The following is a 15,295-nucleotide window of genomic DNA, read 5'->3' as shown; positions in this document are numbered from 1 at the left end:
CACAGGCGTCAAGAAGTGGGCTATCGGCGTCAGTTGGCCGCGAGTCCGCCGAACCGCCCCCGATGGAACAGCAGGGGCGCCTCCTCGCCGTCCGCCGTACCCAGGGCGTCCACCCTGCCCACCACGATCAGGTGGTCGCCGCCCGTGTGGACGGCGTGGACCGTGCAGTCGATCCAGGCGGGGGCGCCGGCGAGGCGTGGTGAGCCGGAGACCGGGGCCGCGTCGTAGACGACCCCGGCGAACTTGTCGGAGCCGCTCACCGCGAAACCGCGGCACAGGTCGCCCTGGTGCGCGCCGAGGACGTTCACGCAGAAGACGCCCGCGCGGGCGATGCGCGGCCAGGTCGTCGACGTACGCGCGACCATGAACGCGATCAGCGGCGGGTCAAGAGAGAGGGACGAAAACGACTGGCAGGCGAATCCGGCCGGACCTGTCGGCCCGTCCTCACGCTCGCCTTCGGTGGCCGGTGCGGTGACGACCGTGACGCCCGTCGCGAAGTTGCCCAGTACGCGCCGGAATTCGGCCGGATCGATCGGTGCGCGCTCGTCGTCGCCCACCGCGCGCAGGTCCGGGCGTGGGAGCGGTTCGACCCGGCCCGTGGTGTCCGGGACGCCGGCCGACCTGAGATACCGGACGGCCGCGGCGGCCATCCCTGCATGTCCCATCACATTGCCCATTGAAGCTGACGGAGTGTCAGATGGGAAGGGGTTTCCTGACCTGGCGGCAACGACAGCGTGAGGGGGAGGACGAGGGGTCAGCGACCACGGAAATCCGGGCTCCGCCGCTCCACGAACGACGTCACCCCCTCCTTCGCGTCCGCCGTCGTCATGTTGATCTCCTGTGCGGTGGCCTCGGCGGTCAAGGCGGTCGACCGGTCGGTGTCCAGGGACGCGTTCACCAGGTGCTTCGTGAGGGCGAGCGAGCGGGTGGGGCCGGTGGCGAGGCGTTCGGCCCAGGTGCGGGCCGTCTTCTCCAACTCCTCGTCCGGTACGACGCGGTTGACGAGCCCGAGGCGTTCCGCGTCCGCGGCGGTCAGGGCGTCGCCGAAGAACATCAGCTCCTTTGCTCGCTGGGGACCGATCAGGCGGGGCAGGAGGTAGGCGCCGGCGCCGTCCGGGACGAGGCCGCGGCGTACGAACACCTCGATGAAACGGGCCGATTCGGCGGCGATGACCAGGTCGCAGGCGTAGGCGAGGTGGGCGCCGATGCCTGCTGCGGTGCCGTTCACCGCGGCGATCACCGGCTTCTCGCAGTCGAGGACGGCGGTGATCAGGCGCTGGGCGCCTTGGCGGATGACTCGGGCTACGTCGCCGGCGACGCGGTCGCCTGCCGGCGGGCCGCCGCGGAGGTCTGCGCCCGCGCAGAATCCGCGACCGGTCGCCGTGATGACGACCGCCCGTACGTCCGGGTTCGCGGAGGCGGCCTCGAACAGCTGGATCAGGTGGTCGCGTTGGTCGGGGGTGAGGGCGTTCATGGCTTCGGGGCGGTTGAGGGTGATCCATGAGACGTGGGTGGCGGTGGTGTGGAGTATCAAGGGGTGCCTCCGTCCGTGGAGTGGGTGCGGGCCGTCTGTGGCTGGTCGCGCAGTTCCCCGCGCCCCTAAAGGACTGCGCCGTTCCCCGCGCCCCTGAAAGATGTGCCTGGGGCCGGTGCGCAAGCGCGAGCCGTCGTGGGCTGGTCGCGCAGTTCCCCGCGCCCCTAAAGGCGCCTGTGGTGGTCGTGTCTCTACAAGTGGCCCCACTGGGCGGCAGCCGCCCCCCGGCGCAAGGGGTCGTGTCGGGGTTTCCGATCGCAGCACGACCTCCCGTGAGCAACCAGTAGGCAGGGGATGACACAGCTGCGATCGGATGCCCCGTCGCGGCCCCGACCCGGCAACAGACCGCTGGCGCGTCTTTAGGGGCGCGGGGAACGGCGCGATCAGCCACACACAACCCGCAGTCAGCGACACGGTCAGCGACACACCGCCAGCGCATCCAACGCAACCGCCCCCTGCCCCCGCGGCAACACCATCAACGGATTGATGTCCAGCTCGGACAACTCCCCGTCCAGTTCGAGCGCCATCCGCTGCACCCGCAGCACAACCTCCACGAGCGCGTCGAGATCGGCCGGCGGCCGCCCCCGCACCCCGTCCAACAACGCCCGCCCCCGCAGTTCATCGAACATCGACCGCGCCTGCTCCTCCCCGAACGGCGGCACCCGCACAGCGGAATCCCGCAGGACCTCCACCAGCACCCCGCCCAGCCCCACCGTCACCGTCGGCCCGAACAGCGCGTCCTGCGTGACCCCCACGACCATCTCGACCCCGGGCTCCACCATCTGACACACCAGCACCCCGTCGAGCGGCACCTCCTCGTACCGCGCGATATCCGTCAGCTCCCGATACGCGTCACGAACCTGACTCGCCGACGTCAACCCGATCTTCACCAGCCCGAGTTCGGTCTTGTGGGCGAGCTGCGCACCGGACGCCTTCATCACCACGGGGTAGCCGACGAGCCCGGCCGCCCGCACGGACGCTGCCGCACTGGTCACCAACTGCTCCCGCGGCACCCGTATCCCGTACGCGCGCAGCAACTGCTTCGCCGCGTGCTCGCTCAACCGCTGCCCCGGCCGCATCAACGCCTGGGCCTTGCGGAACGAGGGAGACGACGTACGCGGCGCCTCGTCGAAGGGCGACCGGTAGGACGCGGCGAACCGCCCGTGCTCCAGATACGCCCGAACCGCCGTGATGCAGTTCGCGAACGTACGGAAGGTGGCCACCCGGGACGACCCGAGCAGCGTCTCCCGGTACGCGGCCTCCGTCCCCACCGGCGACCCCCACACCACACACACCAGCTTGTCGGTCTCCTCCGCCGCCGCCACCAGGTCGAGCGCCAGCTTGTCGCTCATCGGCGGGAAGGGGCCCGTGATCGGACAGATCAACACCCCCACCTCCGGATCGGCGAGGATCGCGTCGATGATCTTCCGCCCGCGCCAGTCGCCCACGGGATGCCCGCCGTTGTCGACGGGGTTGGACACGTCGAGGTACTCGGGGATCCACTCGTGCAACTCGGCCTGCTTGCCGGGCGACAGCCTGGGGAGCGACAGCCCCGCCTCCGTCGCGAGGTCCGAGAAGTGCGCACCCGTGCCGCCCGAGATCGAGTAGACGACGACACCGTCGGCGGCCGAAGGCCGGGCACGCGCCAACAGCGCCGCCGTGTCCTGGAGTTCGTCGAGCCCGTCGACCCGGATCACCCCGTACTGCCGCATCGCCGCGTCCACCACATCATCCGCGCCGGTCAGTTTCCCGGTGTGCGAGGCGGCCGTACGGGCGCCGGTCTCGGTGCGGCCGACCTTCACCGCCACCACCGGCACCCCGCGCCGCGCCGCCCGGTCCGCGGCGAGCAGGAAGGACCGCCCGTCCTTCAGCCCCTCGACGTAGCAGGCGATGGCGCCGACCTCCGGCTGCTCGGCGAAGTAGGAGATGAAGTCGGCGGTCTCCAGGTCGGCCTCGTTGCCGGTTGGCGCCCAGTGCGAGAGCCGTACGCCCAGTTCCTGCATGGTGAAGACGGGACGCCCCTGGTGGCCGGACTGGGTGATCAGCGCGATCGCGGGGCCATCCAAATCCTCGCGGAACCTCTCAAAAGCATTGAGGTTGGTGTTCGGGCCGAGCAGGCGCAGCCCGGAGCGCCCCACGGCGGCGGCCAGCCGGGCCTGCGCGGCGGCGCCCTCCGCGCCCGTCTCGGCGAACCCGGAGGCGAACGCGACCGCGAACTTCACCTTGGACTCGGCGAGTTCCTCGATCACGGGCAGTGGGTCGGAGACCAACAGCACGGCAAGGTCGACCTGTTCGGGCAGATCCCCGACAGCGGCGACGCACGGAATGCCGAAGACCGACTCACGCGTCGGGTGCACCGGATGCAGCCGCGCGCCGACCCGCTCGGCCCAGGCGAGCAGCTGACTTGTGATGCCGGTGTTCGGTCGCCCCTCGGCGTCCGAGGCGCCGACGACGGCCACGCACTCGGGGCGGAAGAAGCGGTCCAGATCGGGTACGCCGGCGTACAGCGGCCGGCCGCTGACGTCGAGGTCGTCGGTGGCGGCGGGCCTGCCGTGCACGGCAGGGGCCGGTTGCTCACCGCAGGCGATGACGCGGGCCCGGCGGGAGTCGGTGGTGAGAGTGCCGTGGGTTGATCCAAGCATCGGTCCGCCCGCTCCTGAGTGGCTGCCAATAACTGACGCAGTGTCAGATTACTTAACTGACGCCCTGTCAGGAACTGGTCTGCACGCAAAGAACTTGTGGCGAACACAGGGTTCGTACCCGCCGGAACCCGTCCGGGAACGCACCCGACCCCGACGCATCCGGGTCGGCCCCGACGCACCCGGGCCGACCCCGGCCAACGCGGGCCACGCACGGATCGCCACGAACCACGCACGGATCGCCAAGAACCACGCACATACGGCGCACAGATCACGCAAGGATCGCGCAGCGTTCCAGGACAACCCTCAACCACGCCCGGATGTCTACGTGTTGACCATGTTGAAGGAGACGACCGAGTCCCTTGGGGGAAACATGAGACCCGACTCCGTCCGGCGCGCTGCGCGCCTAGGAGCCTGTGCCGGTGCGGTGGCCGGTCTGCTGACGGTGGGCCTGGCCCTGCCCGCGGCAGCCGCCGAACCGGAGACCGACCAGCTGTGGATCAACGCGCCGTACGAGCAGAGCCTGCCGCTCGGCACGGACGGCGGTGAACCGGCGACCCGCCAACTCGACCTGGGCCTGTACCACGACAACAGCACCTTCACGGTGACCGACGGCAGGATCACCGTGGACGTCTCGGGGCTCGCGGGGGTCGCCGAGGTGACCTGGCCGGAGAACTGCACACCGAGCGGCACGACCGCGGTGTGCGTCATGCCGGACGTGCCCGTCGTCGGGGAGGGCGACAACAAGCAGATCCACCTGACGGTCCGGGCGGCCGACGGCGCCGAGCGCGGTGCGCAGGGCCGGATCACGTACGAGGCGACGGCCACCGGCGGCCCGGGCGGCGTTCTCGTGGCGGAGGAAAGCTCCGAGACGACGCTCACGGTCGCCTCGGGCCCCGACCTCTCCATCCGTGACGAGGCCCCGATCGGCGAGACCGAGCCGGGGACGACGGAGACGATCCCGTTCGCCCTGTCCAACAAGGGCAACGAGACATCGAACGGCTTCACGCTGACGATGTACGCGTCGTACGGGCTCGACTTCGTGTCGAAGTACCCCGAGTGCACGTACACGGCCTCGATCCCGGTCGCGCACGCCACCTGCACCTTCGACGAGGTCCTCGCGCCCGGTGACTCCTTCGAGCTGCCCGAGCCGCTGAAGGTGGCGATCGCGGCGCACGCGTTCAACGAGCGGCTGGATCTCTCTGTCGAACCCGGCGCCGGTGCCACCGACCTCTGGGACGACGACAACTACGTGGCGCTGCAGATCGGCGCCGACAACACGGCGGACTTCGCGGTGCGCGGCGCCGAGGTCACGGGCGCGGCCGGTGACACGGTGACGGCCACGCTGGCCTTCCGGAACAAGGGTCCGGCCTGGGTCGCCAACCTCGGCTCCGGCGACGCGGTGGCCCTCGTCGACCTGCGCGTCCCGCAGGGCACGACGGTCACCGGCGTTCCGTCCGACTGCTCCCCGCGCACGCTGGAGGGCGGCTACTACCCGGGCTCGACGGGTGCCCCGCGCTACGTCTGCGCCCTGCCGCACTGGGTGACGGAGAACTCGGAGACGACGTACGACTTCAGGCTGCGCGTCGACACGGTGGTGCCCGGGGCGAGCGGGGCGGTCACGCTCCGCCCGGAGTGGGGCGAGGGCTTCCCGTTCGACCCGGACAGCACGAACAACTCGGCGAGCCTGGTCGTCAACTAGGCGGAAACGCCAACGAGTTGAGCTCAGCGGTCGCGGTCGCGGTCGCGGTCGCGGTTGCTGTCGCGATCAGCGCGCGATGCGGGACGGACGCCTTCGTTCCGCGTCGCGCGCGATCGTTTTCGCGATCTTCTCTGCGTCGATGGCCAGTTCGCGGAACATGCCGCTGATGGGGTTGGTGAAGCCGGTGAAGTACAGGCCGGGCGCGTTCTTCGGGGAGCGCGCCCCGTGCACGACCGGCCGCCCCCGTCCGTCCAGTACGCCGAGGTGTCCGACGACGCCCTCCAGGGAACGCCGGTAACCGGTCGCGGCGATCACGACGTCGGGCTCGACGCGGTCGCCGTTCGCGAGGACGACCTGGCCGTCCTCGAAGCCGTCGACGGCGGCCACCACCTCGACGCGCCCCTTGCGGACGGCGTCGATGAGACCGACGTCCTGCACGGGGACGGCCCCCTCTTTCACGCGGGAGTACAGCCCGGTGTCGGGCCTCGGCAGCCCCTGCTCCGACAGGTCGGGCACGCTGACCTTGGCCAGCGGCCCGGCCAACCGGTCCACCAGCGCGACCGGCAGCCGCCGGCAGAGGATCCCGGTGAACTGGGCCGCCCAGCCGGCCGTCGACCGGCGCACGATGTGCGGCGCGGTCCGCACCGAGAGCCGTACGCGCGAGGCGCCGCCCTCGACGAGGTCGACGGCGATCTCGGCACCGGTGTTGCCGACCCCGACGACGAGGACGTCGCGTCCGGTGTAGGGGGCGGGGTTGCGGTACGCGCCCGCGTGCAGGAGTTCGCCCTTGTACGCGTCGCGGCCGGGCCAGTCGGGCACGTGCGGTGTGTGGTTGTAGCCGGTGGCGACGACGACCGCGCTGCCGGTCAGTTCGCGTCCGCCGGTGGCGCGCAGCAGCCAGCGGCTGCCGTCGGTGGAGCGTTCCACGCGGGAGACCTCGACACCCGTGACGATCTCCAGTTCGTGGTACTCGGCGTACTTCTCCAGGTACCGCACCACGTCGTCGCGCGACACCCACCGCCCGAACGAGCGCGGCATCGGCAGCCCCGGCAGCCCGGACAGCCGCCGCGTGGTGTGCAGCCGCAGCCGGTCGTAATGCTGCCGCCAGGATGCCCCGACGCGCTCGGACTTCTCGAGCACGACGGCCCGTACGCCCTGCGCGCGCAACGCGTGCGCCGCCGCGAGACCGCCCGGTCCGCCGCCGATGACGTACACGGGACGGTCGGCGCGGAACTGCGCCGCGGGGTTCGCGGGCGCCGCGGAGTCGGAGGCTGTGGAGTCGGAGTCGGCCATGTGCCAGAGCGTATGCGCGCCGTCACTTGATGGGTCTCGGTCAAGCCCGGAATTGGTTGCGGATTGATCACGACTGTAGGAGAAGTGGGTGGGACTGGTGACGTAGTTGTCTTGGACCGTGCGGCGGGGGCGGATGCGCGACGGATGTACGGCGGGAGCGCGGCGAGCGGGTGCCCTTGGGTGCTCTCGGGCCTCATCGGGCGCCCCGGACCACCGCTGTCGCGGCAGGGTGCGGCCTACGGCAAGGCGTTTCGTGGATCCCGGGCCAGGGAGATCATGTCTGCGCGTGTCTTGCGCGTCGGCCCCCGTATCCGCTGAACTGACGTTCCGTCAGATTTCGTTCAGCGGCAGGGGAGTTCATGGACACGATCTGGCTCACCGGTGCGGAATGGGTCGCCGTGCTGCGTATCGGCCTCGGGCTGTGGTGGCTGGAGAGCTGGCGGCACAAGGACAAGAAGGGCTGGTTCGAGCGCGGGACCGGGATCGCGTGGGCGGCGGGCGTCGCCGCGAAGCACCGGTGGCACGCGGTGCGCAGCGGCTTCGACGTCGTGGTCGCGCCGCGTCCGCGCACGATGGCGTACGTCGTCGTGTACGCGGAACTTGCCCTCGGGCTCGGTCTGGTCGTGGGCTTCCTGACCCCGATCGCCCTGGTCGGCGGGCTGCTTCTCAACGGCCTCTACCTCGTGCTGATGATCCACGACTGGGCCGAGCAGGGGCAGAACGCGATGATGGCGCTGATCTCCCTGGTGGCTCTCTTCGGGATGTCGTGGCAGACGTGGTCGCTGGACAGCGCGCTGGGGTTCTTCTGATGGCCGGCCCTGTTCTGGCGGAGGCGCGGTGGCGAGAGTTGACGGGGATGCGGCGGTGACGGTGACGGTGACGCGGTTCGACGTACCGGAGGTCGACGCCTTCACTCGCCGCTACTGGGCAGCGGCCGCCGAGGGGCACCTCCTCCTGCGCCGGTGCGGGGCGTGCGGGCGCGCCCACCACTACCCCCGCGAGTTCTGCCCGTACTGCTGGAGCGAGGACGTCACCTGGGAACGGGCGAGCGGCAGCGCCACGCTCTACACCTGGTCTGTCGTCCACCGCAACGACCTGCCGCCCTTTGGGGCCCGTACGCCGTACGTCGCCGCCGTCGTCGACCTCTCCGAGGGGCCGCGGATGATGACCGAGGTGGTGGAGTGCGGGGAGGAATCGCTGAGGGTGGGGATGGCGGTGGAGGTGGCCTTCCGAACCGAGGAGGCACAGGGGGCGGTCACGGTTCCTGTGTTCCGGCCCGCTTCTCGCGAGCAGCCGTAACGCCGCTGGACAGGGACTGATCGAGGGCGGTCGCCAACGTCAGCTGGTCTCTTGGCAGTTCTCGGCGTGCTCGGCGTTCTCGATGTCTCGATGTCTCGATGTCTCGACCAGGCTCGCGAGTGCCCGGGCCCGCACCTCGGCGCGCCCCAGCGTCCTGCCGTTCCGGAGCCCGTTGTTGAATGGCTCAATGACCGACTCGTACGTGTCCCGCTCCGGCCGGCCCTTTCCCGAGCTCCACGGGTACGGGCTGTCGCTGAGGGCGTGGGACGCGGAGGCCGAGGCGGATGTCGAGGCGTGGCTGCGGGGGTGTTCGGACCCGGAGTTCAAGCGGTGGAACACGCCGCTCAAGGCGCTGGATGACCGGGACGGCGCGCGGGAGTCGCTGCGGGCGCGGGCCAAGGCGGCCGCGGAAGGGGCCGCAGCCTCCTTCCGCGTGACCGACCCGGAGAGCGGCGCGACGCTCGGGCACATCGGGGTCAACGACATCGACCACGTCATACGGGTCGCCCGGGTCGGCTACTGGGTGCTGCCCGAGGCGCGTGGGCGTCAGGTCGCCACGCGGGCGCTCGCGGTGGCCGGGCGCTGGGCGTTCGACGGGCTCGGCCTGCACCGGCTGGAGTTGGGGCATGCCCTTGGCCACGACGCGTCGTGCCGGATCGCTGAGCGGTGCGGGTTTCTGTATGAGGGGACGTTGCGGGGAGCGATGTTCGAGGCGGGGCAGCAGGATGCGTTCCGGGATGTGCATCTGCATGCGCGGCTCGCCACGGATGGGGAGCCTGCTGTTTTGTGACGCCCGGGTGGGGCGGGGGCTTGGTTGCATGGGCGGCTGCGGGGCGGTGGGGGCTGGTCGCGCAGTTCCCCGCGCCCCTGAAAGGCCCCTGCGGGGCCTTCCTGGGCGGGACTGGATCAGCGGCACTGGACGGCACTGGACAACCTGCCTCAGCCCTCGCCTACCTAGGGGCGCGGGGAACTGCGCGACCAGCTCCCACTCGGCCGCAGGTGTCGGATGCCCGCCGGCGGGCCTACGGCCACAGCAGTTCCTTCTGCCAAGTGGACTGGGTGCGGTGGTAAGTGAGGCGTACGTGGCGGCGTTGTGCGTCGCCCTGGAAGAACTCGATCTCGTCCGGGGTCAGTACGTACACCGTCCATGAGGGTGCGGGCGCGTCCGGTTCCTGGTGGGCGCGGTGCCAGGCGGCCTCCGACGCGCGTTCCAACTCCTCGTAGGAGTCGAGGACTTCGCTCTGGTGGCCCACCAGGGCGGAGGCGAGGGCTCCGGTCGAGCGGGCGTGCAGGTCGGCGTGCGCCACCTCGGGCGGGGCGACCGTCACCGGGCCGCGCACCCGGATCTGCCGCCCCTGCACGGGCCAGTAGAAGCTGAGCGCCGCGTACGGCCTGGCCGCCAGCTGTCGGCCTTTCCGGCTGCCCGCGTGCGACGCGAAGTGCCAGCCCTCCTCGTCCGCGCCGTGCAGCATCACGATCCGCACGTCGGGCCGGCCCGCCTCGTCCGCCGTGGCCAGGGACATCGTGTGCGGCTCGGGCTGCCTGGCCGCCACCGCCTCCGCGAACCACTGCTCGAACAGCGGCAACGGCTCCGCCGGGGCGGTGTCCGGCATGAAGCGGGGCAGCTCGGTGTCCCACACCCGCTGGGCCTTCAACAGCCGTACGAACTCGGAGGACGAGGAGGAAGACTCGGTGCTCATGGGTCGATTGTCGCGTCTGCCTCCGGCTCAGACCGGCTGTTCGGCAGGAGGACCCCCCTTCCATGGTGGAGCCAGCACCAGCATGGGTTCGGGTGCGTGCTGTCTCGTTGGGGCGTGCGGGCGACGGCATTGTTGAACCCAGTTGATCGCAGGGTTCACTGCCCCACTGCTCCACTGCTCCACTGCCCCACTGCTTCACCTCCCCGCCTCCCCGCCGCCCGGAAGGAACCTCCCCCATGAAGTCGCAGCTCGCGCAGCAGCCGGTGGCGGTGGGCGGGGTCGCTCCCGGGGCGTTCGCCTCCTTCGTGCGGTTCGTAGTGTGTGGGGGCGGGATCGGGGTTCTCTCCAGTGGTGCGGTGGCGGTGCTGGCCGGGGTGCTGCCCTGGGCGGTGGCCAACGCGATGATCACGGTCGCCTCGACCGTCCTCTGCACGGAGTTGCACGCGCTCTTCACCTTCGGGACCGGGAAGCGGGCCGGGTGGCGCCGGCACTGGCAGTCCGCCGGGTCGGCCACGGCGGCGTACACGGTGACCTCCCTCGCGATGCTGATCCTGCACCTCGTGCAGGCGTCGCCGGGGGTACTCACGGAGCAGGTCGTCTACCTCAGCGCCTCGGGGCTCGCCGGGATCGGACGCTTCATGGTGCTGCGGCTGTTCGTCTTCGCGGGGGGACGGGATCAGGGTCGGGAGCGGCGAGTCGTTCCGGTACTGGTATCGGTATCGGTTCCGGTGCTTCTGTCGAACCGTGTTCTCGCGCCCGTTGCCCTCGTGATCCGATCATGAATCGGGTCGTGAGCTGAAGGGTTCGGCCAGCGGCGATTAGTTCCTTCCGACGCTGGTGTCTAACTCGACGACACGGAGTTCATGGACCAGCTCCCGCCGGAACCTGGAGGAATGCCATGAGGAAGATCAGCGCCGGCCTGTTCATCTCGCTCGACGGTGTCGTCGAGGCGCCCGACCAGTGGCACTTTCCGTACTTCAACGACGAGATGGGCGTGTCGGTCGTACGGCAGTTGCTGTGCGCGACCAGTCCCCACCCACCCGCAGGTCAGGACGATGGCCAGTCCCCACCCACCCCCACCCATTCCCTCCCACTCCCAGTCTCACGACATCTCTCGGCCCAGCACCACCGTCGCCGAAGAGCAGAACCAGCCGCCCGTTCCCGACGCCACCCCGAGTTCCGGGAGGCCGCCGTCAGGGCGGTGGATCTGGCGGGGGCCCGCCTCGCCGCGCAGTTGACGTACCGCCTCCACCAGGAGGAACAGGCCCCGCATGCCCGGGTGTTGGGCCGACAGGCCACCCCCGTCCGTGTTGACCGGGAACTCGCCGCCGACCGTCAGCCGCCCCTTCGCGGCGTCCACGAACGCCCCGCCCTCCCCCTTCGCACAGAAGCCCAGGTCCTCCAACGTCACCAGCGTCATATAGGTGAAGGCGTCGTAGATCTCGGCGAAGTCGATGTCCTCCGGGCCAACTCCCGCCCGCTGGAACGCGGTTCGGCCGCTCACCGCCGCCGGTGACACCGTGAAGTCCGGCCACTCGGACATCGTCGTGTGCGAGACGTGCTCCCCGGTGCCGAGTACCCACACGGGAGCCGTACGGCAGTCCCGTACGTACTCCTCCGCCGCCAGCAGGACCGCCGCCCCGCCGTCGGACCGTATGCAGCAGTGCAGCTTGGTGAAGGGGTCCGCGATCATCGGGCCCGACAGGACGTCGTCGACCGTGATCGGGTCCCGGAACATCGCGTCCGGATTCAGCGCGGCGTTGGCCCGCGCCTGCACCGCCACCGACGCCAACTGCTCCAGCGTCGTGCCGTATTCGTGCATGTGGCGGCGCGCGGCCATCGCGTATTTCGCGATCAGCGTGTGGCCGTACGGGACTTCGAACTGCAACGGGCCGCGCGCGCCGAACGACAGGTTGCCCGTGCGGCGGCCCGCCTTGATGTCCGCGCGGGCGGTGGATCCGTACACCAGCAGGACCGCGTTCGCGTGCCCGGCGGCGATCGCGTCCGCCGCGTGGGCAGCCATGACCTCCCAGGTGGATCCGCCGACGGACGTGGAGTCGACCCAGGTGGGCCGCAGGCCCAGATACTCGGCCACCTCGACCGGGGCCAGCGTGCCGAGGCCCGCCGACGCGAAGCCGTCGATCACCGTGCGGTCCAGGCCCGAGTCGGCCAGCGCCCGGCGGGCGGCCTGGGCATGCAGCGCGTACGGCGTCGCCTCGTCCACCCGGCCGCAGTCGGAGAGGGACACGCCGACCACCGCCACCTTCCGCCCACCCCGTGTCCGAGTCCGAGCCCGAGGCCGACTCCCGGTTCCAGTCCCAGTCCCAGTCCCAGTCCCAGTCCCAGTTCTACTTCCGGTCCCAGCCCCAGCCCCAGTGCCCGTCGCCCCAGTCATGAATCTGACGGTACATCAGATTTGATGCCCTCGGCAGGCGGCATGCGAGGCGTCGCGCCTCTGTGCATCTGACCGCCGCCGCTCTAACATGACGCGCCGTCAGATGCGAAGGAGTGTGCTGCCCATGGACGCCACCTTCACCGCGGAGCAGGACGAGATCCGCCGCACCCTCCGTGAGCTCCTCCTCAAACGCTGCGGCCCTGAGGAGGTCAGGACCGCCGTGCGGACCGTGGGCGGGTACGACCCCGCGCTCTGGGAGGCCCTGGCGAGGCAACTCGGGCTGCCCGGACTCGCGTTGCCCGAGGCATACGGAGGGGTCGGTTGTTCCGTCACCGAACTCGCCCTCGCCAGTGAGGAGTTGGGGCGGGCGCTGGCTCCCTCGCCGCTGCTCGCCACGGCCGTGCTGAGCGTGCCCCTGCTGCTGGCGCTGGGGAGTGAGGGGCAGCGGGCCGCGCTGCTGCCCCGTATCTCCTCCGGCGAACTCACCGCCGCGCTCGCGGTGTCGGGCCCCAGCCTGACCACCGCCCTCGGGCTGACCGGCGACAACCGCGGTGACTGGGCGGGCGGCGGGCGCGCGGGCGGCGTACAGGCGCGTCAGGTCGACGGCGCGTGGCGGCTGTACGGGCAGGCCGACCAGGTGCTCGACGGACACAGCGCGGGCCTGCTGGTCGTGGCCGCGCACGCCGGGGGCTTCGCCCACTCGCGGACCCTCCTCTTTCTCGTACGGGACGATTCTCTTGCACGGGACGACGGCGGTTCCGGAAGTGCGGGAGTGACCCGCGTACGGCAGACCTCCCTCGACGAGACGCGGTCGCAGTCCCGGCTTCAACTCCGGGATGCACCGGCCGAGTTGCTGGGAGAGGATGAGTCCGTCGACGTGACCGGGGTGCTCGCGCGCGTCGGTGACTCGGTCGCCGCCGTCCTTGCCGCTGAGGCCGTCGGCGCCGCCGATCGCGTACTGGAGCGGACCGTCGAATACGTCAAGCAGCGTGAGCAGTTCGGGCGCGCGATCGGGTCCTTCCAGGCCGTGAAGCACCGGCTCGCCGATCTGTACGTACAGGTCCAGGCGGCGCGGTCCGCCGCGTACTACGCGGCCTGGGCGACCGCTGTGGGGGAGGAGCGGGTGGGTGGGCTCGCCCTCGCCCAGGCCCTGGAGGCGTTGCGGATCGCCGCGTCCGAGGGCGTGCAGTTGCACGGCGGCATCGGGTTCACCTGGGAGCACGAGGCGCATCTGTACTTCAAGCGGGCGGCCGGCGACGAGCTGCTCTTCGGGCCGGTCCACCGGCTGCGGGAGCACGCGGCGGACGCGGCACGGCTGTTCGGCGGCGGGGAGGTGGCGGTCTGATGGGCGTAGGAGGCGTAGGAGGCGTAGGAGTACGAGTGGGAGTAGGAGTTCGGATCGTGCAGAGGGTGTCCTCGACGCCCGCGTTCGCGAAGGTCGCGCCTCATCTCATTCCCGCGCTCGACCGCGCCGTACACCGGCTCACCCGCGGAAAGGTGCTGCTCAGCGCCCAGATGCTGCCCGGCGTCATCCTCACCGCGCGGGGCGCGAAGAGCGGACTGCCCCGGCGTACGCCTCTCGCCTGCATGCCGGAGGGAGGAGGGCAGGGGAAGGGAGGGCAGGGGAGCGAGGGAGCCAGCTGGATCTTGATCGGGTCCAACTTCGGGCGTACGGATCATCCCGCCTGGACCGCCAACCTGCTCGCCCATCCCGATGCGGAGGTCAGCTGGAAGGGCCGGGACATCCCGGTCACTGCCCGTCTTCTGCGCGGTGAGGAGCGGGACACCGCCTGGAAGGCGCTGCTGGAGTTCTGGCCGCCGTACGCGACGTACCAGGCGCGGGTGGAGCGGGAGATCCGCCTGTTCCGGATCGTCCGGCGGGACGGACCCGGGGGTTCCGGGAACGCGACAGGCGGCAGTCCACCGGAGTGAACTGCCGCCCGTGTGACAGGACTTGTGCCTGGAAAGCCCGGCGTATCTGCCGTGTGACGTGTCGGCCTACTTGGTCGGCTTCTTGCCGGTTACGCCCAGATGTACCAACAGGGCGAGGTTCGGTTTCAGTTCGGCCTGCTTCACGCCCCAGGTCTGGAAGCCCTTCTGGTGCGAGGCGACCGCCGCGAGCATCGCGACGAGGGAACCCGCCATCGCCCCCGGACTGACGTCCTTGTCGACCTTGCCCTTCGCCTGAAGCTCCTTGACCGTGTCCGTGAGGGAGTTGTTCACGGAGTTCAGGATCTTCATGCGGATCTTGTAGAAGCGTTTGTCGCCCTCGGCGGCGCCCAGGTCGACGACGCGCAGGATGGCATCGTTTTTGCGCCAGAACTCGAGGAACCCGTCCACGAGTTCCTGCGCGGTCTGCCAGCCGGCCTTGCCGACCCAGGAGCGTCCTGCGAGGAGCTCGGTCAACCCGGCTCCCTCCGCTGCCATTTGCTCTGCAATCTCCAGGACGGCGCCTTCGACGTCCGGGAAGTATTGATAGAAGGTCGCCGGTGAAGTGCCCGCCTTCCGCGCGACGTCGATGACTTTGACGTCGCGGTAGGGCGAGGAGCTGAGCATCTCGCTGAGGCAGTCGAGCAGCTTCTGCCGCGTCGCCTGCCCGCGCCGACCGGCCACACGGCCGTCGACGGTACGCACTTGTCCTGTCATGACGTCAGCTTACCGAGGGGTGATCGGAGCGCTATTCGGCCGACTGCAAATGGGGTGCGCGGGCCTGGAGAGAGGGGGAGGGGACGG

14 protein-coding genes and 1 pseudogene are annotated in these 15,295 nt (G+C 70.5%); 8 read left to right on the top strand and 7 right to left on the bottom strand.

The window, feature by feature from the left end; genetic code table 11:
* Nucleotides 1–29: 29 nt before the first annotated feature.
* From OHA11_RS19315 to OHA11_RS19305, 3 genes are all read right to left on the bottom strand, one after another.
* A complete protein-coding gene (locus OHA11_RS19315) occupies nt 30–665 on the bottom strand; it encodes a flavin reductase family protein (RefSeq protein WP_266497986.1) in 636 nt (211 codons plus the stop codon).
* 89 nt (nt 666–754) lie between these two features.
* On the bottom strand, nt 755–1,534 hold the full coding sequence (locus OHA11_RS19310; RefSeq protein ID WP_266497984.1) for an enoyl-CoA hydratase/isomerase family protein: 780 nt from the start codon (nt 1,532–1,534) through the stop codon (nt 755–757).
* A 416-nt stretch (nt 1,535–1,950) separates the two neighbouring features.
* Nucleotides 1,951–4,176, bottom strand: coding sequence for an acetate--CoA ligase family protein (locus OHA11_RS19305; RefSeq protein WP_266497983.1), 2,226 nt, complete (start codon nt 4,174–4,176; stop codon nt 1,951–1,953).
* Between the two features lie 424 nt (nt 4,177–4,600).
* On the opposite strand from OHA11_RS19305, the gene OHA11_RS19300 reads away from it, so the two are divergent.
* Nucleotides 4,601–5,875 (top strand): hypothetical protein, encoded by a 1,275-nt coding sequence (locus OHA11_RS19300; protein ID WP_323186592.1) that lies wholly within the window; start codon nt 4,601–4,603, stop codon nt 5,873–5,875.
* A gap of 66 nt (nt 5,876–5,941) precedes the next feature.
* Here the strand turns inward: OHA11_RS19300 and OHA11_RS19295 are convergent, their stop codons facing one another.
* Nucleotides 5,942–7,168 (bottom strand): NAD(P)/FAD-dependent oxidoreductase, encoded by a 1,227-nt coding sequence (locus tag OHA11_RS19295; RefSeq protein ID WP_266497978.1) that lies wholly within the window; start codon nt 7,166–7,168, stop codon nt 5,942–5,944.
* Nucleotides 7,169–7,527: 359 nt separating this feature from the next.
* Between OHA11_RS19295 and OHA11_RS19290 the strand changes: the two genes are divergently transcribed.
* From OHA11_RS19290 to OHA11_RS19280, 3 genes are all read left to right on the top strand, one after another.
* Nucleotides 7,528–7,977: a DoxX family protein gene (locus OHA11_RS19290; protein ID WP_266497976.1), complete on the top strand. Its 450-nt coding sequence runs from the start codon at nt 7,528–7,530 to the stop codon at nt 7,975–7,977.
* 28 nt (nt 7,978–8,005) lie between these two features.
* Nucleotides 8,006–8,467 (top strand): Zn-ribbon domain-containing OB-fold protein, encoded by a 462-nt coding sequence (locus tag OHA11_RS19285; RefSeq protein ID WP_266497975.1) that lies wholly within the window; start codon nt 8,006–8,008, stop codon nt 8,465–8,467.
* A gap of 187 nt (nt 8,468–8,654) precedes the next feature.
* Nucleotides 8,655–9,257, top strand: coding sequence for a GNAT family N-acetyltransferase (locus tag OHA11_RS19280; protein WP_266497973.1), 603 nt, complete (start codon nt 8,655–8,657; stop codon nt 9,255–9,257).
* A gap of 232 nt (nt 9,258–9,489) precedes the next feature.
* Here the strand turns inward: OHA11_RS19280 and OHA11_RS19275 are convergent, their stop codons facing one another.
* Nucleotides 9,490–10,167: a pyridoxal 5'-phosphate synthase gene (locus OHA11_RS19275; RefSeq protein WP_266497971.1), complete on the bottom strand. Its 678-nt coding sequence runs from the start codon at nt 10,165–10,167 to the stop codon at nt 9,490–9,492.
* Between the two features lie 236 nt (nt 10,168–10,403).
* On the opposite strand from OHA11_RS19275, the gene OHA11_RS19270 reads away from it, so the two are divergent.
* Nucleotides 10,404–10,949, top strand: a complete 546-nt coding sequence (locus tag OHA11_RS19270; protein ID WP_266497969.1) for a hypothetical protein — start codon at nt 10,404–10,406, stop codon at nt 10,947–10,949.
* 116 nt (nt 10,950–11,065) lie between these two features.
* A pseudogene (locus tag OHA11_RS19265) lies at nt 11,066–11,170 on the top strand (dihydrofolate reductase); the annotation flags it as partial.
* A 99-nt stretch (nt 11,171–11,269) separates the two neighbouring features.
* On the opposite strand, the gene OHA11_RS19260 reads toward OHA11_RS19265, so the two are convergent.
* Nucleotides 11,270–12,424, bottom strand: coding sequence for an acetyl-CoA acetyltransferase (locus OHA11_RS19260; protein WP_266507290.1), 1,155 nt, complete (start codon nt 12,422–12,424; stop codon nt 11,270–11,272).
* 262 nt (nt 12,425–12,686) lie between these two features.
* Between OHA11_RS19260 and OHA11_RS19255 the strand changes: the two genes are divergently transcribed.
* Both OHA11_RS19255 and OHA11_RS19250 read left to right on the top strand, forming a co-directional pair.
* Entirely contained in the window at nt 12,687–13,907 is a 1,221-nt protein-coding gene (locus OHA11_RS19255; protein ID WP_266497966.1) for an acyl-CoA dehydrogenase family protein, read from the top strand.
* Nucleotides 13,907–14,494, top strand: coding sequence for a nitroreductase family deazaflavin-dependent oxidoreductase (locus OHA11_RS19250; protein ID WP_266497964.1), 588 nt, complete (start codon nt 13,907–13,909; stop codon nt 14,492–14,494). Before OHA11_RS19255 ends, OHA11_RS19250 begins: the two co-directional genes overlap by 1 nt.
* 66 nt (nt 14,495–14,560) lie before the next feature.
* Here OHA11_RS19250 and OHA11_RS19245 read toward each other — a convergent pair whose 3' ends face one another.
* On the bottom strand, nt 14,561–15,208 hold the full coding sequence (locus OHA11_RS19245) for a TetR family transcriptional regulator (protein ID WP_266497960.1): 648 nt from the start codon (nt 15,206–15,208) through the stop codon (nt 14,561–14,563).
* Nucleotides 15,209–15,295: the final 87 nt, after the last annotated feature.

Origin of the sequence: Streptomyces sp. NBC_00878 (assembly GCF_026341515.1) — a bacterium.
GTDB lineage: Bacteria > Actinomycetota > Actinomycetes > Streptomycetales > Streptomycetaceae > Streptomyces.
Note: the sequence above shows the minus strand (reverse complement) of the source record. Positions and strands in the feature narration are given on the sequence as shown.

Bases quoted from the DNA above. Each gene is read 5' to 3' on its own strand.
- OHA11_RS19280 (WP_266497973.1), top strand. From the start codon at position 8,655: ATGACCGACTCGTACGTGTCCCGCTCCGGCCGGCCCTTTCCCGAGCTC.
- OHA11_RS19295 (WP_266497978.1), bottom strand. From the start codon at position 7,168: ATGGCCGACTCCGACTCCACAGCCTCCGACTCCGCGGCGCCCGCGAAC.
- OHA11_RS19245 (WP_266497960.1), bottom strand. From the start codon at position 15,208: ATGACAGGACAAGTGCGTACCGTCGACGGCCGTGTGGCCGGTCGGCGC.
- OHA11_RS19250 (WP_266497964.1), top strand. From the start codon at position 13,907: ATGGGCGTAGGAGGCGTAGGAGGCGTAGGAGTACGAGTGGGAGTAGGA.
- OHA11_RS19275 (WP_266497971.1), bottom strand. From the start codon at position 10,167: ATGAGCACCGAGTCTTCCTCCTCGTCCTCCGAGTTCGTACGGCTGTTG.
- OHA11_RS19315 (WP_266497986.1), bottom strand. From the start codon at position 665: ATGGGACATGCAGGGATGGCCGCCGCGGCCGTCCGGTATCTCAGGTCG.
- OHA11_RS19255 (WP_266497966.1), top strand. From the start codon at position 12,687: ATGGACGCCACCTTCACCGCGGAGCAGGACGAGATCCGCCGCACCCTC.
- OHA11_RS19290 (WP_266497976.1), top strand. From the start codon at position 7,528: ATGGACACGATCTGGCTCACCGGTGCGGAATGGGTCGCCGTGCTGCGT.
- OHA11_RS19305 (WP_266497983.1), bottom strand. From the start codon at position 4,176: ATGCTTGGATCAACCCACGGCACTCTCACCACCGACTCCCGCCGGGCC.
- OHA11_RS19270 (WP_266497969.1), top strand. From the start codon at position 10,404: ATGAAGTCGCAGCTCGCGCAGCAGCCGGTGGCGGTGGGCGGGGTCGCT.